This window comes from Sedimentibacter sp., from assembly GCF_038562225.1.
Lineage (GTDB): Bacteria > Bacillota > Clostridia > Tissierellales > Sedimentibacteraceae > Sedimentibacter.
Map to the genome: position 1 here is coordinate 621,612 of NZ_JBCFAS010000002.1, position 26,220 is coordinate 647,831.

The 26,220-nt window shown below is 43.2% G+C and carries 25 protein-coding genes and 1 other annotated feature; of the genes, 10 read left to right on the forward strand and 15 right to left on the reverse strand.

Going from position 1 to position 26,220, the window contains the following annotated elements:
* Positions 1 to 185: 185 nt before the first annotated feature.
* From AAGU76_RS09315 to AAGU76_RS09325, 3 genes are all read left to right on the forward strand, one after another.
* Positions 186 to 1,589 carry a histidine kinase gene (locus tag AAGU76_RS09315; protein ID WP_342485201.1) on the forward strand — a complete coding sequence of 468 codons (1,404 nt, stop codon included), beginning with the start codon at positions 186 to 188 and terminating at the stop codon, positions 1,587 to 1,589.
* Positions 1,579 to 2,211 (forward strand): response regulator transcription factor, encoded by a 633-nt coding sequence (locus tag AAGU76_RS09320; protein WP_342485202.1) that lies wholly within the window; start codon positions 1,579 to 1,581, stop codon positions 2,209 to 2,211. The genes AAGU76_RS09315 and AAGU76_RS09320 overlap by 11 nt, the downstream gene beginning before the upstream one ends.
* Positions 2,212 to 2,323: 112 nt before the next feature.
* Positions 2,324 to 3,745 (forward strand): flavocytochrome c, encoded by a 1,422-nt coding sequence (locus AAGU76_RS09325; RefSeq protein WP_342485203.1) that lies wholly within the window; start codon positions 2,324 to 2,326, stop codon positions 3,743 to 3,745.
* A gap of 75 nt (positions 3,746 to 3,820) precedes the next feature.
* Here AAGU76_RS09325 and proS read toward each other — a convergent pair whose 3' ends face one another.
* A complete protein-coding gene (gene proS / locus AAGU76_RS09330) occupies positions 3,821 to 5,266 on the reverse strand; it encodes a proline--tRNA ligase (RefSeq protein ID WP_342485204.1) in 1,446 nt (481 codons plus the stop codon).
* 35 nt (positions 5,267 to 5,301) lie between these two features.
* Positions 5,302 to 5,496 (reverse strand) — a binding site (T-box leader).
* A gap of 154 nt (positions 5,497 to 5,650) precedes the next feature.
* Between proS and AAGU76_RS09335 the strand changes: the two genes are divergently transcribed.
* Positions 5,651 to 7,414: a 5'-nucleotidase C-terminal domain-containing protein gene (locus AAGU76_RS09335; protein ID WP_342485205.1), complete on the forward strand. Its 1,764-nt coding sequence runs from the start codon at positions 5,651 to 5,653 to the stop codon at positions 7,412 to 7,414.
* Between the two features lie 168 nt (positions 7,415 to 7,582).
* On the opposite strand, the gene AAGU76_RS09340 is transcribed toward AAGU76_RS09335, so the two are convergent.
* Both AAGU76_RS09340 and AAGU76_RS09345 read right to left on the reverse strand, forming a co-directional pair.
* Positions 7,583 to 8,410 (reverse strand): metallophosphoesterase, encoded by an 828-nt coding sequence (locus AAGU76_RS09340; RefSeq protein WP_342485206.1) that lies wholly within the window; start codon positions 8,408 to 8,410, stop codon positions 7,583 to 7,585.
* A 100-nt stretch (positions 8,411 to 8,510) separates the two neighbouring features.
* Positions 8,511 to 8,774: a Veg family protein gene (locus AAGU76_RS09345; protein ID WP_342485207.1), complete on the reverse strand. Its 264-nt coding sequence runs from the start codon at positions 8,772 to 8,774 to the stop codon at positions 8,511 to 8,513.
* A gap of 299 nt (positions 8,775 to 9,073) precedes the next feature.
* Here AAGU76_RS09345 and AAGU76_RS09350 point away from each other — a divergent pair, with 299 nt between their 5' ends.
* The 3 genes from AAGU76_RS09350 to AAGU76_RS09360 all read left to right on the forward strand — a co-directional run bounded on the left by AAGU76_RS09350 (position 9,074) and on the right by AAGU76_RS09360 (position 12,000).
* A complete protein-coding gene (locus tag AAGU76_RS09350) occupies positions 9,074 to 10,009 on the forward strand; it encodes a magnesium transporter CorA family protein (RefSeq protein ID WP_342485208.1) in 936 nt (311 codons plus the stop codon).
* A 545-nt stretch (positions 10,010 to 10,554) separates the two neighbouring features.
* Entirely contained in the window at positions 10,555 to 11,424 is an 870-nt protein-coding gene (ispE, locus tag AAGU76_RS09355) for a 4-(cytidine 5'-diphospho)-2-C-methyl-D-erythritol kinase (RefSeq protein WP_342485209.1), read from the forward strand.
* A gap of 45 nt (positions 11,425 to 11,469) precedes the next feature.
* Positions 11,470 to 12,000 carry a TlpA disulfide reductase family protein gene (locus AAGU76_RS09360; RefSeq protein ID WP_342485210.1) on the forward strand — a complete coding sequence of 177 codons (531 nt, stop codon included), beginning with the start codon at positions 11,470 to 11,472 and terminating at the stop codon, positions 11,998 to 12,000.
* A gap of 51 nt (positions 12,001 to 12,051) precedes the next feature.
* Here the strand turns inward: AAGU76_RS09360 and AAGU76_RS09365 are convergent, their stop codons facing one another.
* The 8 genes from AAGU76_RS09365 to AAGU76_RS09400 form a co-directional block, all read right to left on the reverse strand.
* A complete protein-coding gene (locus tag AAGU76_RS09365) occupies positions 12,052 to 13,248 on the reverse strand; it encodes an electron transfer flavoprotein subunit alpha (protein ID WP_342485211.1) in 1,197 nt (398 codons plus the stop codon).
* Positions 13,249 to 13,260: 12 nt separating this feature from the next.
* Complete coding sequence (locus AAGU76_RS09370) at positions 13,261 to 14,037, reverse strand: electron transfer flavoprotein subunit beta/FixA family protein (protein WP_342485212.1); 777 nt, start codon at positions 14,035 to 14,037, stop codon at positions 13,261 to 13,263.
* On the reverse strand, positions 14,034 to 15,641 hold the full coding sequence (locus AAGU76_RS09375) for an FAD-binding oxidoreductase (protein ID WP_342485213.1): 1,608 nt from the start codon (positions 15,639 to 15,641) through the stop codon (positions 14,034 to 14,036). The genes AAGU76_RS09370 and AAGU76_RS09375 overlap by 4 nt, the downstream gene beginning before the upstream one ends.
* 162 nt (positions 15,642 to 15,803) lie before the next feature.
* Positions 15,804 to 16,520: a FadR/GntR family transcriptional regulator gene (locus AAGU76_RS09380; protein WP_342485214.1), complete on the reverse strand. Its 717-nt coding sequence runs from the start codon at positions 16,518 to 16,520 to the stop codon at positions 15,804 to 15,806.
* Between the two features lies 1 nt (position 16,521).
* On the reverse strand, positions 16,522 to 17,544 hold the full coding sequence (gene ltaE / locus AAGU76_RS09385; protein WP_342485215.1) for a low-specificity L-threonine aldolase: 1,023 nt from the start codon (positions 17,542 to 17,544) through the stop codon (positions 16,522 to 16,524).
* Between the two features lie 18 nt (positions 17,545 to 17,562).
* A complete protein-coding gene (locus AAGU76_RS09390) occupies positions 17,563 to 18,417 on the reverse strand; it encodes a bifunctional 5,10-methylenetetrahydrofolate dehydrogenase/5,10-methenyltetrahydrofolate cyclohydrolase (protein ID WP_342485216.1) in 855 nt (284 codons plus the stop codon).
* Between the two features lie 2 nt (positions 18,418 to 18,419).
* On the reverse strand, positions 18,420 to 19,052 hold the full coding sequence (locus AAGU76_RS09395) for a cyclodeaminase/cyclohydrolase family protein (protein WP_342485217.1): 633 nt from the start codon (positions 19,050 to 19,052) through the stop codon (positions 18,420 to 18,422).
* An 18-nt stretch (positions 19,053 to 19,070) separates the two neighbouring features.
* Positions 19,071 to 19,622, reverse strand: coding sequence for a GNAT family N-acetyltransferase (locus AAGU76_RS09400; protein WP_342485218.1), 552 nt, complete (start codon positions 19,620 to 19,622; stop codon positions 19,071 to 19,073).
* 119 nt (positions 19,623 to 19,741) lie between these two features.
* Between AAGU76_RS09400 and AAGU76_RS09405 the strand changes: the two genes are divergently transcribed.
* A complete protein-coding gene (locus tag AAGU76_RS09405; protein ID WP_342485219.1) occupies positions 19,742 to 20,905 on the forward strand; it encodes an MFS transporter in 1,164 nt (387 codons plus the stop codon).
* 20 nt (positions 20,906 to 20,925) lie between these two features.
* Positions 20,926 to 21,939, forward strand: coding sequence for an aspartate--ammonia ligase (asnA, locus tag AAGU76_RS09410; protein WP_342485220.1), 1,014 nt, complete (start codon positions 20,926 to 20,928; stop codon positions 21,937 to 21,939).
* Between the two features lie 108 nt (positions 21,940 to 22,047).
* On the opposite strand, the gene AAGU76_RS09415 is transcribed toward asnA, so the two are convergent.
* Genes AAGU76_RS09415 through AAGU76_RS09425 form a run of 3 tightly spaced genes read right to left on the reverse strand, consistent with a single transcriptional unit; the run spans position 22,048 to position 24,909 of the window.
* Positions 22,048 to 22,710 (reverse strand): DUF6320 domain-containing protein, encoded by a 663-nt coding sequence (locus AAGU76_RS09415; protein ID WP_342485221.1) that lies wholly within the window; start codon positions 22,708 to 22,710, stop codon positions 22,048 to 22,050.
* 9 nt (positions 22,711 to 22,719) lie between these two features.
* Positions 22,720 to 23,991, reverse strand: coding sequence for a hypothetical protein (locus AAGU76_RS09420; RefSeq protein ID WP_342485222.1), 1,272 nt, complete (start codon positions 23,989 to 23,991; stop codon positions 22,720 to 22,722).
* Positions 23,992 to 24,909 carry an alpha/beta hydrolase gene (locus AAGU76_RS09425; RefSeq protein ID WP_342485223.1) on the reverse strand — a complete coding sequence of 306 codons (918 nt, stop codon included), beginning with the start codon at positions 24,907 to 24,909 and terminating at the stop codon, positions 23,992 to 23,994.
* A 175-nt stretch (positions 24,910 to 25,084) separates the two neighbouring features.
* Here AAGU76_RS09425 and rd point away from each other — a divergent pair, with 175 nt between their 5' ends.
* Entirely contained in the window at positions 25,085 to 25,243 is a 159-nt protein-coding gene (gene rd, locus AAGU76_RS09430; protein WP_342485224.1) for a rubredoxin, read from the forward strand.
* Between the two features lie 37 nt (positions 25,244 to 25,280).
* Here rd and AAGU76_RS09435 read toward each other — a convergent pair whose 3' ends face one another.
* Complete coding sequence (locus AAGU76_RS09435) at positions 25,281 to 26,123, reverse strand: pirin family protein (protein ID WP_342485225.1); 843 nt, start codon at positions 26,121 to 26,123, stop codon at positions 25,281 to 25,283.
* Positions 26,124 to 26,220 lie beyond the last annotated feature (97 nt).

A 26,220-nucleotide genomic window follows, 5' to 3' on the forward strand; every position in this document is an offset into this window, starting at 1 on the left:
CTGATATTTTTTTATTATTTTATCAGACGGAAAAATAAAATCCTTGACTTAAGTCAATTTTTTAAATTATTGTTGCTAGGCTTCGTCAGACATAATCATACAGCAAAATTGCGGATGTATTTTGCCAACAGATGATTATGAGGCGTACATGATGGTATAATATAAGAAAAGAATGAGGTGATTTATTGTTAGAAGCTAAAAGAAACACACTTATGTTTTTCATATACGGTCTGTCCTTTTTCTCCATGGGCATTTCTGCTCTGCAGCAGAATGCATACGGCGAGAGCAGCTTTTCTCTTCTTAAGTCCATAAAATATCTGGGATATTTCGGAGTGGTTCACGGAACAGCAGAATGGATATGGATGATAATACTTTTGAAGGCATATCCCGAATGGTTCACAGAGATGTTTGCCCTTGCAATATATTTAAACTCTCTGTCCTTTTCTTTTCTGTGGCGGTTTGGTGCAGAACTTGCAGAATATGAGGGTACGTTCAAAGGCATCATAAAAAGGCTGCCTTACATAGTATCAGTGTTTTGGGCTGTTGAATTTGTCTATTTTTACTGGGTTAAGGAATCTTTTCTGTTTCATTGGTTTTTTGTTGATGATATAATGAACCGTTACTTTCTTGGCCTCCCGGGAAGCCTCATAACAGGATATGCCATTTACAAAAATGCCAAAGCTCTTCAGCTGCTGAATTATAAGAAAATTGCCGCAAGGCTGAAGGGAATTTCATATTTGTTCCTCCTGTACGGAATACTTGCAGGACTCATAGTGGATGAAAGGTCATTTTTCCCCGCCAACATTCTGAACAGGCAGATGTTCATGAATATTTTCAAATTTCCGGTGGAGGTCGGAAGGACTGCTGCAGCCATTTCAATTACCGTATTGTTCATCCTGGTAATCGATATTTTCAGGCTTGAAACGAAGCATAAGCTTGCAAGGCTCTCAAGGCAGTATGCAGCAGGCCAGGAAAGGAGAAAGCTGGGACGTGAGCTGCATGATGTAATAATTCAAAATCTTTTTGCAACGGGCCTTGTTGTTGAAAACCTCATTGAATCCTCTGAAAACCAGCAGGATAAGGATATGCTTCTTCATATCAAGTCAAATCTGAATGAAACGATTACACTCATAAGGAGCTTTATTCAAAAGTCTCTGACTCTCAGTATGGACCTGGAGGACCTGAACGTTAAGCTTCAGGAGCTGGTGCAGCAGTTTCAGAACAGACAAGGCATACGCATTAAGTACAGTTACAGCGTATCGGAAATATATACATCCTGTCTGTCCAGCGACAATATTTCCGAGCTTTATTTTATATTGAAAGAAGCACTTACCAATGCAGTGAGACATTCCAACGGCAGCCTAGTGGAAGTCCGTGTTGCATCGAGCATCGATTCCATTCAGGGAACCGTCGCCGACAACGGTACAGGTTTTGACTACAGTAAAGAAATGAATAAAGAAAACCATTACGGTCTTTTGTCAATGAACGAGCGGGCAGCTGCCGCTAATGGCATGCTGAATATCGATACCGGCAACGGAACTCAGGTAAAAATAATTATCCCATGGGGAGTGTGTGAGAATGAAAAGTAATGTATCCATAATGCTTGTGGATGACCACGCCGTAGTAAGATTCGGAATTCGGTCACTCATTGAAAAAAATCAGGACTGGTTTGTGTGCGGAGAAGCAGAAACTTTAGAAAAGGCCTATGAACTGGCAGAACAATTAAAACCCGACGTAGTGCTTCTGGATATAAAGCTGCCGGACGGTGACGGAGCCACCGGGTGCAGGGAACTTAAAAAGATTGTTCCCAATGTGAAGATCATCATACTCACCGCTTACAGCGATGACTACATAGTTGCTGAAGCAGTGAAGGCCGGAGCAGACGGATATCTTCTTAAAAATATCGACAGCAGAGGGATTATATCTGCCATAGAAAACGTCATAAAAGGCTCATCCATACTGGATAACACCATGGTTGGCAGCCTTTTCAACATAGTGAAGAAAAACCAGCAGCTTGAAGAACTGACACCCCAGGAAAAAAACATACTTCAGATGATTTCCTTGGGAAAAACAAACAAGGAAATAAGCAAGGAACTGTTCCTGGCTGAGAAAACCGTCAGAAACAATGTGAGCAGAATACTTAAAAAAATCAATGTGACCAACAGAACCGAGGCCGCATTGTACTACATGAAGCAGATGTCCCTCAAATGAGGGACATTTGTCTTAAGCAAGGGACATTGGACATATAGAAAAAAAGCAATTCAACTGCTATGATAATAATATAACAATTTCGATTGTTCAAAACAATATGGAGGATGAGAATTTGAAAAAGAAAATATTAATATTAGCAGCTGTAATGCTTATATCCCTGCTTGCGGCCTGTGCCAAACCAACAGCGCAGCCTCAGCCAGTAAATAACGAAAAAAATGAAAAAAATAACGAAGAAGCAATTGACGTACTGGTTGTAGGCGGAGGAGGAGCCGGAATGGTAGCCGGAATCACCGCAGCAGAAAACGGATCAAAAGTTATAATTGTTGAAAAAATGCCCATGCTTGGAGGAAACACAATAATTTCCGCAACCGGAATCACAGCTTCGGATACGGACCTTCACAAGCAGGCAGGAATTCCATTTACAGTTGAAGACCACATTAAAAAGACAATGGAAACAGGAAAGAACCTTCCTGATGAAAAGCTTGTAAGAATTCTTGCAGAAAGCAGCAACGACGCTTACCAGTGGCTTGTGTCGCTGGGCTTGAAATATAAGCTTGATGAAAAGGAGCCATGGTGGATAATACCGGTTGAAGGACATTACGGAAGACAGCTTTTTGATGCATATAACAAAAAGGTTGAAGAACTGGGAGACAAAATAGAAATCAGGCTTGATACTAAGGCAACAGAACTTATTGTTGAAGGAGACAAGGTTGTGGGAGCCAAAGTTGTCGGAAAAGACGGCAAGGAAATCATAATAAAGGCTAATGCTGTTGTTATGGCAACAGGAGGATTCGGAAACGCACCGGAACTTATCGGCGAATACAATCCTAAATATGCAGGTGCTCACAACATCATGAGTACAGCGGGCCCAACAGGTGAAGGATTTAAAATGGCTGTTGCTGTGGGTGCAGGAACAAGAGATATGGAACACCACCAGATGAGACCTTTGGCAACACCCGGTTACTGGATCAGAGAAACGGTAATAAACGAAGAAGGTCTGGGCGGAATCCTGGTTAACGCTTCAGCCGTGAGATTTACAAATGAAACCTTGAAGCCTCTGGAGCTGGTACCTGAAATATTGAAGCAGCAGGACAGAATCGCATACGTAGTTTTCGACTCTGAAGTGGCTGCAACAAAAAATGGAACGTCAGCAATCAAAAACGGTAAGATGATTGAAGCGGCAACGATTGAAGAATTGGCTGAAAAGCTTGGACTTGATGCTGCAAAGCTCAGAGAGACTGTTGATAAATACAATGAAGGCACAGATGAATTCGGAAGAAGCACCATGGGCAAAGTGACTGTAGGACCGTTCTACGGCGTTAAAGTTGCTCCGTCATCGCACTACACTATGGCTGGAATAACCATCAATGAAAACGCACAGGTTACAAACGAAGCCGGAGAGCCCATACCAGGTCTTTACGCAGCCGGAGAAGTTGTGGGAGGCTTGTACGGAGCCGGACGTATTGCCGGAAACAACACACTTGACGACATAGTTTTCGGTAAGATTGCAGGAAAGAACGCATCAGCAAAATAAACAGATATCACTCCAAAAACGACCCGCAAGTTTGCGGGTCGTTTTTAACTATTAACTCTTAATTATTAATTGCTCTTAGTAAGCTCTTGCCACATAAACCATGTGCTTTGCTTCCTTGCCGCAGATGGGGCACTTGTCGCCCAGTTTCTCCTGCTCGAAAGGAATGCACCTGATGGTCGCTCCCGTTTCTTCCTTCAACTTATCTTCGCATTCTCTGCAGCCGCACCACATCATCTTTGCAAACCCTGGCCTTACAGGAAGATCCTTCTTGTACTGCTCGTAGTCGGTAACAGTGTATGTGTGTGCTTCCCTGTGTGATTTGGCTTTCTCGAACATGTCGTTTTGCATTGTGTCAAGCATGTTGGACAAAATTTCCTCCACGTTGTCCAGGGATATGGTTTCTTTTTCAAGCTTATCTCTTCTTACGGCAACAGCCTGGTTGTTTTCAATGTCTCTTGGTCCTATTTCGATACGGATAGGATAACCCTTCATCTCATACTGGTTAAACTTCCATCCTGTTGAATTTTCAGTGCTGTCATCAAGCTCAACCCTGATGCCCTTGGCTTTTAATCTGTCGAACAGTTCATTGGCCTTTTCCAGCACCCCTTCCTTCTTCTGTGCAATAGGAATGATCACTACCTGTACAGGAGCCATCTTTGGCGGAAGCACAAGGCCTCTGTTGTCAGAGTGAACCATGATGAGTCCTCCGATCAGTCTTGTTGAGATACCCCAGGACGTGTGGTATGGGAATTCTTCCTTGCCTGTTCTTCCCTGGAACTTGATGTCAAACGCCTTTGTGAAGTGCTGACCCAGGTTGTGGGATGTTCCTGCCTGCAGAGCCTGGCCGTCATGCATGAGCGCTTCCATGGTATATGTGGCGTGTGCCCCTGCAAATTTCTCCTTGTCGCTTTTCTGTCCTACGACAACCGGTATTGCCATAAGGTCTTCAGCAACCTGTCTGTAGATGTCAAGCATCTGCAGTGTTTCCTTCTGGGCTTCTTCTTCTGTTTCGTGGAGGGTGTGTCCTTCCTGCCACAAAAATTCAGATGTTCTCAGGAAAGGTCTGGTGGCCTTCTCCCATCTTACGACGCTGCACCACTGGTTGTAAAGGTATGGGAGGTCTCTGTAGGAGCTCAGCCATTTCTTGTACATGTGGCAGATTATGGTTTCGGATGTAGGTCTTATAACCAGCCTTTCAGCCAGTTCCTGGTTTCCTCCGTGGGTAACCCATGCAACCTCAGGGGCGAATCCTTCCACGTGCTCCTTTTCCTTGGTCAGGAGGCTTTCAGGAATCAGCAGAGGGAAGTACATGTTCTTGTGTCCCGTAGCCTTGAATTTCTCATCGGCATAATCCTGGATTTTTTCCCACAATGCGTATCCGTAAGGTCTTATGACCATGAATCCTTTTACCGGAGAATAGTCCACCAGCTCGTTTTTCAATATTACATCTGTATACCATCTGCTGAAGTCTTCTTCCATTGGCGTAATTTCTTTAACAAAATCTTTTTCTTGCTTTGCCATAATTTCTCCTTTCAAAAATAAAACCGCCTCTTATGCTAAGAGGCGGTTAATCCGCGGTACCACTCTAATTGCTGACGTATCAGCATCTCATTTCAGATAAGGGTTTTGCCCTTTGGGTCTTCCCCAAAAACTCAGAGGCGGGTTCTTCATTCAGTGGGACGAAAATCTTTCACCGGTGATTTTCTCTCTGAAGTCCATGAACAAATACTATTTCTCTTCACAGTAGCATTTTTAATTAGTATTATATTATATTAGTTTTAAATTTTTGTCAACTTCATAATTGAAATTTATTGAAACGAAAATGTTTGCTTGAAAATACATATTCATGATTGTATAATGAAGATAGTTACATAATTTAACATATTTTAACATAGGAGGGAATATATGAACACAAGGAAAAGAGTTTTAAGCTTGGTATTAATTTTCATGTTAGTTCTGAGCAGTTTCAGTTCTGCTTTTGCAGCGGACGAAACAACTAAAATCACAATCATTCACACCAATGACACCCACGCCAGGCTGTTAAGCAGCGACACAAACATCGGATTTGCCAAAATAGCAACCTTGATTAAGGAAGCAAAAGCTGAAAATCCGAACACACTGGTTTTGGATGCTGGAGACACGCTCCACGGCATGCCTATTGTAAATATAAGCAAAGGCGAAAACGCATTGAAGGTTCTCGAAGCTGCAGGCTATGACTACATGACTCTCGGAAACCACGATTTCAACTACGGTCAGGAAAGACTTCTTGAACTTCGCGACATGAGCTCTGTTGGAATGCTGTGCGCAAATATTCTCGATGAAAACGGAAAAAGCATTTTCACTCCATATGTGATCAAGGAAGTAGGCGGAGTGAAAGTCGGCATATTCGGTCTTTCAACACCTGAAACTGCTTATAAGACAAGTCCTGCAAACGTTGAAGGTCTCACATTTGCAAATCCAGTTGAAACAGCACAGAAAATGGTTGATGAACTCATGGATAAAACCGATGTAATCATAGGTCTTGTTCACCTTGGCCTTGACGGAGGATCAGAATTCACTTCTGAAAGACTGGCAAAAGAGGTTCATGGAATAGACGTAATAATAGACGGCCACAGCCACACTCAGCTTGACAACGGCATGTTGGTTCACGGTACTCTTATCGCGCAGACCTTCGAGCATGACAAAAATCTCGGCAAGGTTACAATAGAAGTTGCAAACGGTGCAGTTACAAACAAGACAGCAGAACTGGTAAGTGCGGCATCAGTCAAGGATGTTGCCCAGGACCCGGAACTGACTAAAATTATTGATGAAATAAATTCAGCAAACCAGGAAGTATTTTCTAAGGTTGTTGCAACTACTGACATATATCTTGACGGCGTAAGAGCAAATGTAAGGACTAAGGAAACCAATCTTGGAAACCTTTCTGCAGATGCGGTAAGAAAGGCATCAGGTGCAGACATAGGTTTCGTTAACGGCGGAAACATCAGGGTTGACATTCAGCCCGGCGATATCACATACGGCAAGCTGGCTGAGCTGTTCCCCTTCGGAAATACAGTACAGGTTAAGAAAATCACCGGTGAAGACCTTCTGAAAGTTTTGGAAATCTCTGTCCAGGCATATCCGGAAACACAGGGAGGATTTTTGCAGGTAAGCGGTATGTCCTTTGAGTTTGACCCGTCACAGCCTGCCGGCTCCAGAGTTATCGGTGTAAAGGTTGGAGAAAGCGAACTTGATAAGGCAGCTGAATATACGGTTGCAATCAACGACTTTTTGGGAATCGGCGGAGACGGATACGAAGTTTTCAAAAATTATCCTATTTACGGCGAAGTCGGAACATATGAGGAAGTGTTTGCCGATTACCTGAACACCAACGGAACAAAAGGCAGTGAAGTTTCAGGAAGAATAACCGTTATGGCAGCAGAACCTATACCTGTTGAACTGGCACCTGTTGAACCCGCGCCAGCGCCAGCTCCTGCTCCTGCACCGGCACCTGCACCGGCACCTGCTCCCGCACAGTCAGAAACAACATATATAGTTGTTCCGGGCGATGTGCTGTGGAAAATAGCAGTGAAATACAACACAACATGGGAAGCTCTGGCTCAGTACAACAACATTTCAAACCCGCACCTGATATTCCCGAACCAGGTAATAAAAATACCGGCTAAATAAGCAATTAAGAATGAAGAATTAAGAGTTAAGAGTTAAAGGAAAACATCCGTTGATTTCATCAACGGATGTTATTTTTATGGGAATTTGTGCCCTGCACAAATTCCTACCACTAATTCTTAATTCTTCACTCTTAATTCTTAATTGATTCTAACTCTTCATTCTTAATTCTTAATTGCTCTTCAGGGTTATTACGGACAGTTCCGGCTCTGCCATGAATCTCAGCGGAATCTTTGACGTGCCCATTCCTATGTTGACGTACAGCTTTGTCTGCCTGAGGTTGTCAAAGTAATAAAAACCCCTTATGTATTTTTCCGCCAGCGCAGGCTGGTAGCTTACCACGGGAAGGTTGACCTGGCCTCCATGGCTGTGTCCCGAAAGGAACAAATCGACATTGTATTCAAGAAACCTGTCAGCCACATCAGGCTCGTGGCTCAGTACGATGTTGTACATATCTTGGTCCATCAGGGAAGTCACCTTGTCAGGCTCATAGCTTCCGAATATGGAATCGTCCATTCCCACAAAGTTCAGGTTCAGCTTTGAAAGCTCTGCGTTTTCGTTTATGAGCAGCACAAAACCGCTTTTCTCCATTATTTCATTGTAAACTTTCTCTGCCCCTCCGCCGTAATCGTGGTTTCCGTAGACGGCAAATTTATACGGTGCATCAATGGCTCCCAGGGCTTCCCAGATTTCATATATGCTGTCCTTGTATTCGTAGTTATTGTACTGGTCAATCAAGTCTCCTGTAAAAACAACGATGTCCGGGTTTTCCTCGTTTATTTTTTTTACGGTTTTTTTCAGGTCTGCTATATCAAAGTTCTGGGACACATGCGTATCCGAAAACTGCAGCATTCTTACCTCATCTGAGCCTCTAAGCAGATTGGTGTTTATTGTCTCGTAATGAACCGTGAGTAGATTCGGCTCCACGAATCTTGCGTATATGTAAACTAAAATTGCTGTTATCATAAGTACGGATAATATACTAAAAATCTTTTTCACATCATTGCTCCTTGAAAATCATCAACTTGTAGTATATCAGACTTACCTAATAAAATAAAGCGAAACTTGCATTGTTATGAAGTTTCACTTTCCAGCATAGCTATACTATTTTCGTTTCACCATCGTTGCATCTAAAGAATTCCACATGGTTTGTAAGTATGTCAATATAGTTGAAGGATACCATCCTCTTGAATCCTTTGTTTTCAACTCTGACCGTAAATATTGAAGGATATGTTCGAGCTATGACACCTTCGCTCACAATTGATTTGCTCTTCCCTTTCTTGATTTTAAACTTAACTTTTTGTCCCACACAGCTCTCCACTGTTCTCTTAACCCTGGCTACCGGACTTGCCGTCTCAATCACCTTCTATACTGTATTATATGAAAACCGGTGAAATATAATTCATTTGCTTCTATCTTTCCCAATTGTGCGTTTTTTATGTGTTTTTTCTTTTATTTTCACATTTTGTCTTGCAATTAATTACAAAATGGACTATTATAATAAAGTCAATAAACATATTGAAAAGGAAGTGAAAAGTAATGGACGAGGTCCCTACGGTCAAGTCGAAAAGAACATTAATAAAAACTGAATACTTCTCTATTACTTTTAATAAATTATCAATTTTGTAATAGAGAAAATCTATTATTAAATTGAGGTGAAAAATGCTGGATATTTTCAAGACAATTGACGACACTTTGTTCAAGCTTGAAGAAATCGAAGACGGTGCATGGATCAACCTTGTTGATCCTACTGCGGAAGAACTGGACATGATTGAAGATGAGCTTGGAGTTGACAGAGATTTTTTAAGAGCTGCACTGGATGAAGAAGAAAGCGCCCGTTTAGAAAACGAAAACGATCAGATTTTAATATTGGTGGATACTCCTTACGTTGAAAAAACCGATGAACATATTATTTATGAAACATTGCCGCTTGGAATCATAATTACAGACAAAAACATCATTACCGTGTGCCTGAAAAATTCAATAGTGCTGGACCAGTTCGAAAAGAACTCAATCCGCACATTCTACACTTATAAAAAATACCGATTCCTGTATCAGATACTGTACAAGAACGCTCAAAGATATCTTCTTTATCTGAGACAGATCGACAGGATGAGCAACATGGTTGAAAAGAAACTGCACCTGTCAATGAAGAACAAGGAGCTCATACAGCTTCTGGACCTGGAAAAATCACTGGTTTACATTACAACAGCCTTGAGAGCAAATCAGGTCGTTCTGGAAAAAATAATGAGAATCAATGTTATCAAGAAATACTCGGAAGACGAGGATTTGCTTGAAGATGTAATAATCGAAAACAAACAGGCCATTGAAATGGCCGATATATACTCAGGAATCCTGAGCGGCACCATGGACGCCTTTGCTTCCATAATTTCAAACAACCTGAACATAGTAATGAAGCTGTTGACTTCAATAACAATACTGATGGCAATACCATCCTTGTTCTCGGGTTTCTTCGGAATGAACGTGCTCAACATCCCCTTTGCCACATCACCCTTCGGTTTCTGGATTGTGGTGGGAATATCCTTTGTATCAGCAACTATTGTCGGAATCATACTCATGAAAAAGAACTTGTTTTAAATAAAATAACACCCGGCTTTCCGCAGTTACACACTGGAAAACCGGGTGTTATTCTTTAAGTGTTTCGCATTCTGTGTTTGGAGGACTCACCTCTTCCTTCAGGCTGTCAACAATCATTCTACCTGCATCTGTAAAACCTTCATGTACGTTTGTAAACTAAGCTTTCTATAAATCGTACTAACCTGTTCAAATAAATCTTAATACAAAAACCAAACATTTGTAACTCTCGTTTAAAATTTTAAAACCTAGACTGTTAAAGTTAGTTGACATTAACCTTAAGCTCGTCCAATAGCTTCACTACCTTAAACCGGCTTAATTTTCAATTTCTGTTTTGACTTACCTGTTCTGTTTATACTTTCTACTTAATTTAATTTTCTTCGTACACTCTGTTTTAAGTGCCTGTAAAACTATTGTTGTAGTGAATATATACCCGTGAATGAGAGTCTTAAACATCAATAGCAAAAATTTCATGAGTTTTTTTTAAATTGTTTGCATTGTTGCAGAACAACCTTTAATATATAATTATTAAATACAAAGAGGTTCATATGATAACAATCAAATCTTACGGGAAAATAAACCTGTTCCTGGACATCGAAGGAAGACTTGACAACGGCTACCACCTTATAAAGACTGTGATGCAGTCCATTGACCTTCACGATACAGTATTCATTGAGGAATCCGGTGACAGCGCAATATCCATAGAGTGCAGTGACCTTCAAATACCGGTGGATGAAAGAAATTCCTGTTACAAGGCAGCCGCCATACTTAAGGATGATTACGGCATAAATACAGGGGTAAGAATAAGAATAGAAAAAAAAATACCATCAGAAGCAGGCCTTGCAGGCGGAAGCGGCAACTCAGCAGCAGTCATTGCAGGTCTTGACAAACTTTGGAATCTTCAGATGAGCACCGAAAAAATGATGAAAACAGGACTTAGGGTCGGAGCAGACGTTCCTTTCTGCCTGGCCGGAGGAACATGCCTGGCTGAAGGCATCGGTGAAAAACTAACAAAACTCAGGGATTTCGCATGGGAGAACATTCTTGTGGTCAAACCCGATTTCTCCATGTCCACAGCCTTTGTGTATAAAAATCTGCTGCCTGATTATTACAATTCTCACTCCGAAAACGAAATAATCAGCCACATCAACAGCGGCGATTTTGTCAAAGCTGCTTCCTGCTGTGCTAACACTCTTGAAAAGGTCGTTGAAAAGTTTCATCCGGAAATCAGCCTTATCAAAAATGTGATGCTTGAAAAAAATGCAGCAGCAGCTCTCATGACAGGAAGCGGTTCAGCAGTATTCGGACTTTTCAATGACAATGATGACATGGATGCAGCATATAATGAAATTATAAAAGCATATCCCAGGACCTTTAAAACAAAAACCTGTTCCAAGGGTACTGAATTTTCTGTTTAAAATATTGCGGTATGGGTATAGGCATTATAACAAGGAGAGGGTTATATGAAAAGAATTTTGATTTTAGCAATAATAATATCTGTATTGACCTCCGGATGCGCCGAAAAACCACAGGTTACTCCGGAAAAACCAACAGAGCAGCAGGAGCAAAGCCAGTCAGCTAACGCCATAATAGCTCCCGACTTTGAACTGGAAACGCTTGACGGAACAACAGTGAAGCTTCACGACTTAAGAGACAAGAACGTAATACTGAACTTCTGGGCCACCTGGTGCGGCTTTTGTGTCATAGAGATGCCAGACCTTGAGAAGCTTCAGGAAAAATACAAGGACGAAGACCTGCTTGTGCTTGCAATAAACGTAGGAGAGCCAAAGGAAGACGTTGCAAAATTTGTGGCTGAGAACGGCCTTGACTTGACTGTGGTTCTCGACAAGAACATGGCAGTGTCCAATAACTACGGCATTCGTTCATTTCCAACAACCATAGCCGTGAACAAGAAGGGAGAAGCCGTTAGGGGCTACGTAGGAATGCTTACTTACGAGCAGATGGAGCTTTTGTACGATTATTTTGACGAATAGTAATGAGTGGTTAATAAACAAGGAGCCAAGGCTCCTTGTTTTATTATGTCATTAGTTTTTCGCAGACTTAGCCTCTATGATCTGCTGTGTCAACAGAGGCAGTATTTCTCTTACATCGCCTACGATGCGATAATTTGCCACCTTGAAAATGGGGGCGTCCGGATCCGTGTTTATGGCCACAATTGTCTCTATGTCCGCCAGCCCTGCCAGGTGCTGTATGGCTCCGGATATTCCGCATGCAATGTAGATTTTGGGAGCAACGGTCTTTCCCGTCTGACCAACCTGACGGCTGTACGGCATCCATCCTGTATCAACTACCGGCCTTGAGGAACCCAATGTTCCGCCCAGCGCGTCTGCCAGGTCCTGTGCAAGCTTTATGTTTTTCTGACTTCCTATTCCTCTGCCCACTCCCACAATTATGTCAGCATCGGCAAGGCTTAGACCTTCTTGGTTGTCTATGTTTCTAATTTTCTTCACGAAGGCTTCAACAGGTGATGGAGATTGAAGCATGATCACATTGGCTTTTCTGCTCATGTCAGGTTCCATGGGTCTGAACACCTTTGGTCTCACAGTTGCCATCTGGGGACGGTTGTTGGGGCACACGATGGTTGCCATGAGGTTGCCTCCGAAAGCCGGCCTGGTCTGCAAAAGCAGCCTTTCCTCTCTGTCAGCCTCCAGAACCGTGCAATCTGCAGTAAGCCCGGTTCTCAATGTTGCAGAAACATGAGGGGCCAGGGATCTTCCGTTTGATGTGGCACCTATGAGAACTATTTCAGGTTTGTAATCTTCGATGAGTCTGACCATCACCTCTCCGTACACGTGGTCATTGAAATCCTTCAGCCACTCTTCATCCATTACCAGAACCTCATCTGCTCCGTAGGATGACAATACGTCAGTCAGGTTTTTTATGTTGTGTCCCAGAAGCACAGCAGTTACCGGAATCTCAAGGGTTTTTGCAAGCTCCCTGGACTTGCCCAAAAGCTCCAGGGACACGTTCTTCAGATTACCGTATCTTTGTTCTGCAAAAACCCATATGCCTCTGTAGATGCTAAGGTCCTTCTTATTTTCTTCTTCCCTTTGAAAATCTATGGCGCCGAACCTGCAGCTTTCTGCACAGGAACCACAAAGAGTACACTTCTGGTTTATGACCGCTTTTTTGTCCGTTACCTCAATGGCACCGAAAGGGCAAGCACCTGCACATACTTTGCATCCAACGCATTTTTCTCTTATGATTTTAATACCAGCCATATTTTCACCACCTTACATTTTCAGCAGTATTTCTGCAAGCTTCTGAGATTGCTCTGCAGCAGTACCCTGGATTTCCGTGCTCTTAACTTCATGAACGGGAACAAACGTCCTTCTCACCTGTGTTGGAGAGCCCTTGAGCCCTGCCCTTGTTTCATCCCCCGATACGTCGTCAAGAGATACAGTTTCAATTTCAGTCTTCCTGGCAATCCTCATTGTCTTTATGGAAGGGAGCCTAGGCATGTTAATTTCCTTTACCACAGTAATCAGGGCCGGAAGCCTGATTTCTATTTCCTCATACCCGTCGTCTGTTATTTTCATGCATCGCATGGAATCCCTGCTGATCTCAAGGATTCTGCTTATGTCAGTAGCATAGGCGATGCCCAGAGTCTTGGCAAGGCTTGGGCCCACCTGGGCAGTATCACCGTCGGTTGCCTGCTTTCCGCAGATAATAAGGTCATAGCCTCCTATTTTTTCAACGCCCTTGCTCAAGGCGTAGGAAGTTGCCAGAGTATCGGCACCGGCAAATTTTCTGTCTGTAAGAAGCACTGCCTTGTTAACCCTTAAGGAAACAGCCTCCCGCAGCATTTCGGCTGCTGCCGGAATTCCCATGGAAAGACCGTAAACCTCACCGCCCAGCTTTTCCTTAATACGAACAGCTTCTTCTATTGCATAGGTATCAAAAGGATTTATGATTGCAGCAACATTTTCCCTCATGATTGTATTTGTGACAGGGTCCATCTTGACTTCATTAGTTCCGGGCACCTGTTTTATGCAGACTATTATTTTCATTTGTCTTCCTCCTTTTCATAAGGAAATACAGCACCTCTGTTTAAAAGCTGCAGCGGATCGAAAAGTTTCTTTATTCTTCTCATCTCACCAAGCTCATCCCTTCTGTACATTTTCTGAAGAAAAGGTACCTTCAGTTTTCCTACGCCATGCTCTGCTGACACGGCACCTCCCATGGCTGCAATTTTCTCTGCCCACACCAGGTACAGCTCCTTGCCCCTTTTGTATTCATCCATGTTTCTTGGAATTGTGTTCACATGAAGATGGTTGTTTCCTATGTGTCCGAATATTACTGCGTTTAGCCCATTATTTTCAATGTCCTCGTTGTACATTTTCATTACTTCCTTGAGCCTGTGATCAGGGACAGACATGTCAGTTCCCAGCTTTGTTATCCTAGGGTCCGTCTTCTTGGCCAGATCTATCTGCATGTTGACGCATTCGGGGCATGCATGCCTGAAGCTGTGAAGTTTTTCAAGGCTTGCAGGATTGTTGGCAACCCATGTGGCATCTTCGTCGCCGCCCAGCCTTACAATTACATTCCCCAGCTCCTCAACGCCTCTCCATATATCTTCATCACAGTCGCCTTCTATTTCCATGTACACGGCTGTGTGGTAGCTGTCTTTAATTTCCTGGATTGATGCAAAGGCCGGATTTGTTTTTTGCTCATGCTTAAGCATCTCAAGGGCCTTGTGGCTGAAAAATTCAATTGCTGAAGGCTTAAGGCTTACGATATCCATGTCCTCAAAAATCTTCTCGCCTCTGGCTGCACGAACCAAATCAAGAGCTGTATCCTCATCCGGCATGAAGACAGTGACTCCCCAGTTGGCTTCCTGCCTTTTACACAGCTCTATTTCAATTTCGCTGATTATTCCCAGAGTTCCGTCTGAACCTATGAAAAGGTCCAGCATGTCCATATCCGGTTTGTTGTAATAGCCTGACGTGTTTTTCTTCACATCGGGCATCCTGTACCTGGGAAGCTCTCCGTTTATGGTTCTTCCATTCTGGGTAACAAGACAAAACTTTCCGTTGCTGGCCATACACTGCCCTCTTTTTAGGCTCAGAACATCACCGTCAGAGAGAACAACCCGTATTGCTTCCACATGATCCCTGGTGGAGCCGTATCTGAAACTTTTAGCGCCGGATGCGTTGCAGGCAGCCATTCCTCCAATGGAGGCAGATGATTCGGTGGGGTCGGTGGAATAAAACCAGCGGTTTTTTCCCATTTTGTTTAAATCAGCCTTTGACTGTTCATCCCAGCCTGCGGTCACAAATGTATTGCTTGCCAGATACTTTCTCACTTCCGTCAAAAGAACTCCGGGCTGCACCTTCAAAAAGAAACGGTCGTTTATTTCATCACTTCTGGCTCCCGTAACCTTATTCATTCTGCTGAGGTTTATAATATGACCCCCAAACGGAACAGCTGAGGCTGCCAGTCCTGTTCGGGCTCCCTGCGTCGTTATCTCTATGTTTTTTTGAGCACATTCCTTCACGGAACAAACTATTTCCTCTTCTGTCTTTGGAAAGGAAATACTCTGGGCCGTACCTGTCTGACGTGATTCATCGTGCAGATACTCGCCGTACATTTGAGCAAATGTATTGTTGTCCATTACTGCCTCCGTTAGTTGTATTGAATTAATTTAGTTAACTGATTGAAGCAAGTTTAGCACATTAACCATACGCTGTCAATGATAACATGATGTGAATAGGACTATGAAAATCATCACTCGAACAAATGGGGTTAGGGCATACAAAAAGCAGACATCAGTCTGCTATTGTTCCTTCTTGCTTTTATAAAACCTGTAGGGTCTTTCCATATGCTCCTGCATGGCGTCTCTGGCCTTCTCCGGCTCCCTGCTCTTTATGAAGCCGCACACCTTTTCGTGCAGATCAACCGTCAGCTTCCTGTCTTCCACCGGGAGGTTGTATATTATATCCACCATCTGCTTTTGCATGAGGATGTTCAATGTTTCCATGAGCTTGCAGCACATGTTGTTGCCGGAGCATTTGACCACCTGCTGATGGAAGTCATAATCAAGCTTTGCGAAGACTTGGTAATCGTCATCCATGTGTTTTACAGTGTTTTTTACTATATCTTCAAGAACCTTCATGTCTTCTTCCGACCTGTTCCTTGCGGCAGCCTCCGCCATGGATATCTGTATGGCGCGCCTCAGTTCAAACAGTTCCAGGTCCGTTGTCTTCTCGAACATCAGCATGTAAATCAGCGGCATGTAGCTGTCTGTGCTTTCGGGTTTGTTTATTCGAATTCCCTTTCTTGGACTGACAGTCACTATTCCCAGAAACTCCAGAACCCGCAAAGCTTCCCGAAGCGTTGGCCTGCTGACGTTGAGCATCTTCGTAAGCTCCGGTTCGCTGTACAGCTTGTCGCCGTATTCAATCTTGTTCTCGTTTATGAGGTTTAGTATTCCTTCCACTATCAGCATGTACGCCTTCTTGCTTTTAACAGGACTAAGGCTGATATTCTCCATATCAGATAAGCTCCTTCATGCAGCTTATGGTGTAGTCTATGTCTTCCCTTGAAACTCCGATGTGGCATACAAAGCGGTACTCGCCGCCTTCTTCACCGTTTATCTTTATGTTTTTCGCATACAGCTTTTGGACCAGTTCGCTGCTGGTTATAAGGTTACTATCAATTTCGAAGAACACCATGTCTATGTCCAGCCTGTCTTTGATCACCCTTACTCCGTCAATCTTTGACAGTTCTTCAGCCATATACCTGGCATTTTTGTGGTCTTGTTCAAGCCTTCCCGTCATTTTTTCCAAAGCGATTATACCTGCAGCTGCAAGTATTCCCACCTGTCTCATTCCGCCGCCCATGAGCTTTCTGTTTTTCCTGGCCCTTCTGATGAATTCACTGCTTCCTGCAAGCATTGAACCTGCCGGGGCAGCCAGTCCTTTTGAAAGGCAGAACATCACTGAGTCACAGCACGCTGCCAGTTCCCTGGCGTCAACTCCCAGGGCGATGGCTGCGTTGAATAACCTTGCTCCGTCCATGTGCACCGGAAGTGAGTGTTTTTCTGCTATGCTTTTGATTTCCTTCATGGTTTCAAGGGGTACCACCGCACCGCATCCGTGGGCGTTTTCCACGCATATGAGTCCTGTTTCCGGCTCATGGATATCGTCTGCTCTTATGGCCTTTTTAACGTCTCTTGGGTCCATGGCTCCGTTTGCTGTTTCAAGAGTACGAAGCTGAACCCCTGCAATCACTGCTGACGCCCCAACCTCGTGAACAACTATGTGATTGTTTTTGCCTATAATCACTTCCTGGCCTCTTCTTGCATGGGTAAAAAGAGCCAGCTGATTTCCGAATGTTCCGCTGGGAACAAACAGGGCAGCCTCCTTGCCTACCTTTTCAGCTGCCAGTTTTTCAAGTTTGTTGATGGTTGGATCATCTCCGTACACATCATCTCCCACTTCTGCTTTTGCCATGGCTTCTCTCATTTCATCTGTGGGCATTGTAACCGTATCGCTTCTTAAATCGATGAATTTCATATGCTACCTCTATTTGATTTATTTGCCTGTCAACTGATTGAAGGCCTTTAATACATGCTTTGCCAGAACTGCAGTGGTTACCGAACCGACACCTGCAGGGACAGGTGTTATAACTGATACTTTCCCGATGCAGTCTTCAGTGTCAACGTCACCGGTAATGTTTCCCTGGCTGTCTACATTTATGCCCACGTCAATTACCGCAGCACCTTCCTTTATGAAGTCACCTGTGATCATTTTCGATTTTCCTATGGCTGCAATGAGTATGTCAGCCTTTCCTGCGACGCCTTTAAGATTATCGGTTTTTGAATGGCATATGGTCACCGTTGCATTTTCCTTGAGCAGAAGTATGGCTGCAGGCTTGCCGACAACCATGGACCTTCCTGCCACAACGGCGTTTTTGCCCTTCATTTCTATGTTATAAAACTTAAGCATTTCAATTGCAGCTTCCGGGGTGCATGGCGGAAAACCGGTTTCGTCACCTTCCATTACCTTGGCAACATTTATGGGATTGAAGCAGTCAACATCCTTTTCAGGTCTTATGATGTACTTAACCGCGTTTTCATCTATCTGCCTTGGAAGAGGCCTGAAGATAAGCACTCCGTGAACTGTTTCATCCTGGTCAACCTTTTTTAGTTCCTTTATGAAATCCTCCTGGCTTATGTCCAGTGAAAGGCTTAAAACCTCGCAGTCTATGCTGCAGGATGCCATTCGCTTTATTGCTGCCCTTTCATAGGCCAGATCATCTTCCCTCTGGCCGACCCTGACTATTTTCAGCTTTGGAGATGTTCCCTTTTGTCTTAGCTCTTCAGCATGATTTTTAACTTCTGCTGTTATTGCATCGGCAACAGCTTTGCCTTTTATCAATTGTCCCATATTTACCTGCCTGTCAATATATCTGTTACTTTTTCGTAAACCGCATCAGCTCTTTTTATACCGTCTTCCAACAGCTTCTGTGAAGCTTCATTATTGGTTTTCACATAGTCTTCATCACTTATGGAGTTCAGGTTGATGAGAATGTTCAAATATGCGCTGTTCAGTGCTGCCTTCAAAAGCTGCACTCCCACTCCCACATCGCTTATGATTGTTTTTGAGGATATGTCTACAAGTTCTTCATGAAGAAGAATACACTGGTATGACAGCCTCAGCGTTTCAAGGGGTGCATTGCAGGCTTCCTTAAGGCATTTCTGCAGTTCCTTTTCCTTTGATTGTTTCTGTTCGTCTGTTTCTGAAGCCATTGTATAAGCCCTTGATAAGGGTTCGAAACTTTCCGCATCCTTGTTTATGAGCTCCAGAAGGTCCAGCCTCAGCTTTTCTCCTCTTGTCAATATGTCCATGTGCTGCTTTTCATAATCCAGAAGCTTTTTCTTTCCCAGGGAATAATTTGCTACCATGGAATTGAGCGCTGCTCCCAGTGCCCCAGCCAGTGCCGCTGCTCCTCCGCCTCCCGGAACCGGTTTTTTTGCGGCCAGCTCTTTTGCAAAATCGCTGCATGACAAATCAGTTAACATATTACACCTCTTTTTATATTATCTGTCGTCGTATGTGGCAAAATGAACGTGATCTTCCCATACGCCGTTTATTTCCAGGTAACGCCTGGAGAACCCTTCCTGTTCGAACCCCAGTTTTTCCATGACCTTAAGGGACCTTGCGTTTCTCGGTACCACATTGACTTCTATTCTGTGAAGTCCAAAGTCGTCAAACATTATCTCCACGGACTCTTTTATTGCTTCTGTCATGTACCCCTTGTTTATTTCGTCCTTGTCAAGCTTGTAACCCAGAAAACAGGACTTGAAGTTGCCCATGATTATGTTGCTGTAGCATAGATTTCCTATGATTTTGTTGTCTTCCTTTTTCATTATCCAGAAGCGTACCTGTTTACCTTCCTTGAACATGTTGTATTCATTGTTAAGCTGTCTTTTATGATACGACAGTGTGTAGAATTCTCTTGGCCTCTTGGGCTCCCATTGGCTCAGGAAGTTGTGGTTTCTTTTGTAGTACTCCAGAACATCCCTGCCGAAGGAAGGTTTCAGAACCCTCAGGTACAATCTGTCCGTTTCATATCTTGTCTGTTTGAACATAAATTTTTCACTCCCTTGTTTCAATTTTATTATTCAGCGTATCATAAGTCAACTTATTTTGCTTTACTAAGCTTTTTATTTGTGATAGTATACAGAATGTAACAAGATTGGGGGTGTGGATGATAACCATAAGAAAAAACCTGCACTTGATTTTTACATTATTTTACATATACTTCATTATGGCTCTTTTTGAAAGCTCCAGGGGTAACTTCGTTCCGTTCTTTCTTGAGGAATTTAAGATAAGCAACGCACAGCTGAGCATGGTGCTGTCCTTAAACATGGTGGGCTCCATAATAGGAAGCTTCTGGGGCGGACAGTTCTGCGAGAAATATGGTCATAAGTTTGTCTACATGGCAGGGTCTGCGGCTTCAGCCATAGCAGTCCTTATTGCACCTTTCACAGCTAATATTTTCATGCTGGGGCTGTTCAACTTCATTTTCGGAATCGGGCGTGCTTCTTTGTCCGTAGGGGTTGATTCCATGGTTCCGGTGCTTTCAATAGGATTTGAGTCAATACTCATGAACATAACGCATTTCATGTACGGCCTTGGAAGCTTTGCCGGACAAAATGCCTACGGCTATTTTCTCTCTCAGGGTGTTGCCTGGAGAAATATTTACCTGTACCTGAGCATATTCTTCATTACTTCGGTAATATTAAGCATGTTTGTTAAAACGCCGAACATGCAGTTTATAAAGGACGAATCAGTTGAGGAAAAAGGACATCTGTACAAACAACCCATCATATACATGTTTATTGCGGCAGTAACCTTCGGACTTATAACCGAAGCAATCATAAACACCTGGTTCATCAGCTACATGAGAAGCTCCTTTGGTCTTGATCCGCAGACAGCAGCCAGGTACGCATCGGTTTTCTTCCTGATGTTTGCCCTGGGAAGACTGTTTGGAGGTTTCATAGTAAACAAGACTGGAAATTCAAAGGGTCTTGGGCTGTTCCTATTTTCGGCTGCAGCAAGCCTTATGGCCGGACTTGTGCTTAAACAAAGGGGTCTGGTTCTCATAGCATTGTCGGGATTTTTCATTTCTATAACATTCCCTACAATGATGGTCATAATAAATTCTATCTTCAGGCAGAAATCATCCCTTGCAATTGGATTTATAGTAACATTCAGCAACATCCTGTATGTGGTGATTTACAACATCATCGGCCTTTTAAACGACGTTCTCGGAACATACCTGGCTTTTTACTCGGCTCCGGTTTCTGTGGCGGGATGTCTCATAATGCTTGTTTTAATCGCCAGGACAGCAAAACAGAATACAATTTAAAATAATAATATGGAGGAACCATGTCTTTAGAAAACCTAATAATTCCGGAAAATTACATGAGCAAGCTGTCTCTTCTGGAAACTCAGATTGCAATTAAGAAAATAAAAGATTTTTTTGAAGCAGAACTTTCAAAAAGCCTGTCGCTCATAAGAGTATCTGCACCGCTTATGGTGCGTCCGGAATCCGGTCTCAACGACGACCTGAACGGATATGAAAGGGCTGTGCGTTTCGACATGCTTGAAACAAAGTATGATGTGGAAATCGTCCAGTCTCTGGCAAAATGGAAAAGAAACGCTCTTGGAAGCTACCGCTTTGATACCTACACAGGGCTATACACCGACATGAACGCCATAAGGCGCGATGAAGATCTTGATAACATTCATTCAATTTATGTGGATCAGTGGGACTGGGAAAAAATCATAAAGAAAACAGACCGCAACAAAGATACTCTCATGTATGTGGTAAATCAGATTTACAGCGTCTTCAGGTCAACTGAAAAATACCTGGAAAGCCTGTACCCGTTTCTTAGAAACGAGCTTCCGTCTGAAATTTTCTTCATAACCACCCAGGAGCTTCTGGACCGCTACCCGGATAAAACGCCAAAGGAAAGGGAATACCTCATCACAAAGGAAAAGAAGGCAGTATTCTTAATGGAAGTAGGCAAGAAGCTTTCGGACGGAGCAATACACGACGGCAGAGCAGCAGACTATGACGACTGGTCCCTGAACGGTGACATACTGTTTTATTTCTCCACTCTTGACATCGCCCTGGAGCTTTCATCCATGGGAATTAGGGTTGATAAGGAAGCCCTGCTTTCGCAGCTTGAAGAAAGAAACCAGATGCATAAATCACAGTTTCCGTTCCACCAGGACGTAATAAACGAAAGGGTTCCTTTCACCATCGGAGGAGGTATAGGACAGTCAAGAATCTGCATGTTTTTCCTTCAAAAAGCACACATAGGAGAGGTTCAGTCCTCGGTATGGCCTCAGAACATGATAGAGCTGTGCAAGAGAAATGAGATACACCTTTTATAAACCAATTAATAATGAAGAATGAATAGTGAAGAATTAAAGGAAAGGCATTGTGCATACGCACAATGCCTTCATTCATTCTTAATTCTTAACTCTTAATTCTTAATTGCTCTAAAGGTGCAGGCGCCTTTTCACTTCGGCCTTGAGCTTCTCACCTTCAAATATGAGTATGGTTGACAGGGATATTATGCTTGTGACGATGCAGATGAGGGAAGGATAAATCACCTTGAGTTTTCCTGTAATCAGAAATATTACAGGAACTATGCCGAACAGCCCGTCAATAATTATGTACAGGATGTAGTCCTCAAGATAAAGCTTTCTCACCTTGGTGATAATGGCCATGGATATCATGGCAAATACGCACACCAGCGGTATAACATACGCCAAAGACCATCCCCTCCATCCGGTTATTATGTCCCACAAAACAACCAGCACTGAGATTGTCATTACCTGGTACACTATATTCTTAGGAATGTTTTTTCTCTTGTTGATGGCCGTTATGAGGCTGGCCCAAACGGAACCAAGGCCTCCCAGAATGAACAGCGACCAGGCGCCTTTCTCCGGAAGCATTATATTTACGGCAACCGAAATCGATGCGATGACTATGGACGATAACATCATTATCTTGAAAAACAATCCGTGCTCCTTGTAAACAAAGGATATGGTCGGAAAGACCTCATCGTCGAACTTGTCTCCGGCCAAAAGCTCCTGGCAAAGGGGACAGAATTTTCTATTGCCCACCACATTTACTTTGCAGTTATTACAATATTTCATAAGGCACCCCTATTCTTCATCGACTTTGTTTGACACTATGTCAACGGGTATTCCCATTTCCGTAAGCGTCTTGAAAAAACGCCTTTGTATTTCTGTGCTCACAAAAGCTGACGTAAAACTTATCCTGAGCTCATTTTCGTATGAACATGCGCAGGCCTGAAGCTTATTTGTGCTCACAAAAATGTCAAAAGACGATATGAACGGTTTTATATCATCAGGAACAGACACCTTTCCCACGTTGGACAGGGTGGAAGTGTAGCTTCTATCCACCAGGCTGTTGGCTATCTTCAGGGATATGTCCTTTATGAAAAGAGGAATGACTCTCAAAAGGTAATTGTGCTCCAGGGAAGACAATGTGTTTATTCTTCTTGCCAGATGCTCAGGAGTCAGGTTTTCCTTGAAGCTTTCTTTCAGATGCTCGATAACCTCTTTCAGCTGGCTGCTTCCTGTTGAAAAATCGTAGTCCACGTTGATTACCCCGAAGAAGTTTCTGGCAGTCTGTGAATAGTAGTAGTTTCTTAAGTTAACCGGAATACTAAGAACAACTGGCCTTTTCTTCTGTCTAGCCGGAATTTCCTCGTTTATGGCACACATGAGCACAGCTGCCAAAAATATGGTCAGGGAAGTGTTGTATTCCTTAACCTTTGCCAGAATCCCATCCACGGGAATAATTCCTTCGATTATCCTTATCCTGTATTCCGGAAGCTTCAAGCCCCTTATTCTGTATGCCTTGTGGCTCTTTTTGCCGTTGGCGGCACTTGCCCCGGAATAATATCTCTGAAAGCTGTCATCCATCTTCTGTGTCCTTGATGAATCTGTGTTCAGCACAGGAACAGAGTCTCTGAAATTTTTCTCATACCGTATGGTTATGTAGTGAAAAACCAGCGTCTTAAAAAACTGGAAAGCTCCCGCTCCGTCGGACAAGGCATGGTAAACCTCAAAGCTTATACGTTTTTTAAAGTACATAACCCTGAAAAGCAGCGTCTTGTTGTTCTTGTCGTAAAGGCTTGAGCATGGAGGAAGATTTTCTTCCGTAACCACAGGAACCAGGTGGCTTTTTTCAAAATAATACCAGAACAAGCCGCTTTTTATTATGGACTTGTAAAGCGGAAATGCTTCAACGGTTATATCCAGCGCCTTTTGAAGGGCATTTTTGTCTACCTGATCATGCAGCTCGCAAGCAAACCTGAAAACCTTGGTATCGCTTTTCTTGCTGTTGGGCGGAAATATCTTGGCAGCATTGTCAAGCTTGCTCCACTCCGATACTTTTTTGTTCTTCAACTATCTCACCTCGCTTAAGAAGCGGTTAATGATATCATAGCACAATTTCACCTGAGGAAAGCTGGGCGGAAGAGCGAAAAAACCGTGCAGACCATCTTTGACACGGTAAATCTGAACCTTGTTGCCGGCCTCCCTGAGCTTTTTTCCGTATTCCTCTCCCTCGTCCCTGAGCGGGTCGAATTCTGCGGTTATTATGAGCGTATCCGGCTGGTCGGACAGGTCCTTAGCCAGCAGCGGAGCAAAATATGGATTCAAGTAATCCTCAGGGCTGGATTTATAAAGCTCCATGTAATCGCAGATTCTTTTGGATGTCAGAAGATAATCAGTACCGTTCTCATGGACGGATAAAAACGGCGAAGTTTCGTTGTGATCATTGTACGTTGCAGGATAAATGAGCACCTGCTTCTTTATGGTAAATTCCTTTCTTTCCCTGGCAAGAAGAGACAATGCGGCAGCAAGATTTCCGCCTGCGCTGTCCCCTATCAATGTCACTTCTTTGGAATTTATTTCATCCTTTGTGATGAATGATTTGGCCGCCTGGTAGCAATCTTCAAGCCCTGCGGGAAACGGATGCTCCGGAGCAAGCCTGTAGTCCACAGAAACCACGTTGTGGCACGTGAGCCTTGCCATATTGGCACATACCTTGCTGTAGCTGTCAATGTTTCCTGTCACCCATCCTCCTCCGTGGAAAAACAGAAGAATCGGGTAATCACCCTCCTCATCCGGCGAGAATATTCTCACAGGTATGCTGTGGTTTCCTGAATCCAGCTGGCAGTCCCATGTCTTGAAAAAAGGTTTCAGGTAGTGCCTGTGTGTAAGCTTCACAAAGTTTCGCTTCAACATATAGTTTTTCTTTACGTCGATATCATTGTAGGACAAAGCTTTCAAAGCAGCCCTCACAACCTTATTTATTGCCATGTTTACCTCGACTCATTATTTTATACCATTATATATACAATTTTAATCTGTGTCCAGATTTGTTTTAATCAGCGGTAAATTGGTCTACCTATGAAGAAACTTCCTTTTTTGGTTGACATTTGACCATATTATATTAAAATAGTAATAAGCATTAAATTCTATCTAGGAGGTTGCTATGCAAAAATACGTTTGTGACGCATGCGGTTACGTGTATGATCCCGCTGAAGGAGATCCGGACAACGGAATAGCTCCCGGCACTTCATTTGAAGCATTGCCGGAAGATTGGGTTTGCCCTCTTTGCGGAGTAGGCAAAGACATGTTCTCTCCGGAATAAAATTTTTTGTTTGAAGATGGCTTAGGCCATCTTTTTTTCAATTGTGCTTGATGAATGTTCCTTCTTCCAGTTCCCTGAAAGCAAGATTCAATTGTTCCCTGGTATTCATTACAATTGGTCCGCCCCATGCAACAGATTCCTTTAGAGGTTTCGAAGCATACAGGAAAAATCTCACTTCATTTTCACCTGTCCTGGCAGCAAATTCTTCCCCTTCTCCGAACAGCAATGCACGTTTGCTTTCATACAAATCGTCTGACCCGCCGAAATACCCTTCTCCTTCAACAATGTATACAAACAGCGTTTCATCATTGTTCAGGTTAAGCTTCCACTCTGAATTTCCTTTCATATGAACATCCAGATAAAGCATTTTGACGTAATCGCCGTATACGGAACTTGAATTACCTTTGTAATCACCTGAAACCACTCTTATGGTGTTGCTGCCTTCTGTGACTGTCGGAACCATTTCATTTGTGATGTCACAATATTTAGGTTCTGCCATCTTGTGCTCCTTTGGCATGTTGAGCCAAAGCTGCGTTCCAAGCATTCTGTCTGAAGGCTTTGGCATTTCCTGATGCATGATTCCGCTTCCTGCCGTCATCCACTGGCAGCATCCGTCCACTATGCTTCCTTTGTTGCCAAGGCTGTCACCATGTTCTATGTTACCGTTTATTAAGTATGTTACCGTCTCTATACCTCTGTGAGGATGCCACGGGAACCCCTTTATATAATCATCCGGGTTGTCAGAGTCAAATGCATCCAGCATCAAAAATGGATCGAAATCTTCCACATCATTGTATCCTATTACCCTCACCAGCCTTACACCGGCACCGTCAACAGCCTTTTTTCCAGTAACAACCTTTTTTACATTTCTGATTTTCATATTGCCTCCAATAAATTTATAATAATCCTACTGGAATGATACCCATGTATTGATTTTCAACTCATGAAATTTTCTGTACTGCTTTCATATCATTATT

Bases quoted from the DNA above. Each gene is read 5' to 3' on its own strand.
- AAGU76_RS09370 (WP_342485212.1), bottom strand. From the start codon at position 14,037: ATGAAAATAATAGTCTGCATAAAACAGGTGCCCGGAACTAATGAAGTC.
- AAGU76_RS09360 (WP_342485210.1), top strand. From the start codon at position 11,470: ATGAAAAGAATTTTGATTTTAGCAATAATAATATCTGTATTGACCTCC.
- ispE (WP_342485209.1), top strand. From the start codon at position 10,555: ATGATAACAATCAAATCTTACGGGAAAATAAACCTGTTCCTGGACATC.
- asnA (WP_342485220.1), top strand. From the start codon at position 20,926: ATGTCTTTAGAAAACCTAATAATTCCGGAAAATTACATGAGCAAGCTG.
- rd (WP_342485224.1), top strand. From the start codon at position 25,085: ATGCAAAAATACGTTTGTGACGCATGCGGTTACGTGTATGATCCCGCT.
- AAGU76_RS09380 (WP_342485214.1), bottom strand. From the start codon at position 16,520: ATGGAGAATATCAGCCTTAGTCCTGTTAAAAGCAAGAAGGCGTACATG.
- AAGU76_RS09350 (WP_342485208.1), top strand. From the start codon at position 9,074: ATGCTGGATATTTTCAAGACAATTGACGACACTTTGTTCAAGCTTGAA.
- AAGU76_RS09395 (WP_342485217.1), bottom strand. From the start codon at position 19,052: ATGTTAACTGATTTGTCATGCAGCGATTTTGCAAAAGAGCTGGCCGCA.
- AAGU76_RS09400 (WP_342485218.1), bottom strand. From the start codon at position 19,622: ATGTTCAAACAGACAAGATATGAAACGGACAGATTGTACCTGAGGGTT.
- AAGU76_RS09320 (WP_342485202.1), top strand. From the start codon at position 1,579: ATGAAAAGTAATGTATCCATAATGCTTGTGGATGACCACGCCGTAGTA.
- AAGU76_RS09375 (WP_342485213.1), bottom strand. From the start codon at position 15,641: ATGGACAACAATACATTTGCTCAAATGTACGGCGAGTATCTGCACGAT.
- proS (WP_342485204.1), bottom strand. From the start codon at position 5,266: ATGGCAAAGCAAGAAAAAGATTTTGTTAAAGAAATTACGCCAATGGAA.
- AAGU76_RS09415 (WP_342485221.1), bottom strand. From the start codon at position 22,710: ATGAAATATTGTAATAACTGCAAAGTAAATGTGGTGGGCAATAGAAAA.
- AAGU76_RS09335 (WP_342485205.1), top strand. From the start codon at position 5,651: ATGAACACAAGGAAAAGAGTTTTAAGCTTGGTATTAATTTTCATGTTA.
- AAGU76_RS09435 (WP_342485225.1), bottom strand. From the start codon at position 26,123: ATGAAAATCAGAAATGTAAAAAAGGTTGTTACTGGAAAAAAGGCTGTT.
- AAGU76_RS09425 (WP_342485223.1), bottom strand. From the start codon at position 24,909: ATGGCAATAAATAAGGTTGTGAGGGCTGCTTTGAAAGCTTTGTCCTAC.
- AAGU76_RS09390 (WP_342485216.1), bottom strand. From the start codon at position 18,417: ATGGGACAATTGATAAAAGGCAAAGCTGTTGCCGATGCAATAACAGCA.
- AAGU76_RS09405 (WP_342485219.1), top strand. From the start codon at position 19,742: ATGATAACCATAAGAAAAAACCTGCACTTGATTTTTACATTATTTTAC.
- AAGU76_RS09365 (WP_342485211.1), bottom strand. From the start codon at position 13,248: ATGGCTGGTATTAAAATCATAAGAGAAAAATGCGTTGGATGCAAAGTA.
- ltaE (WP_342485215.1), bottom strand. From the start codon at position 17,544: ATGAAATTCATCGATTTAAGAAGCGATACGGTTACAATGCCCACAGAT.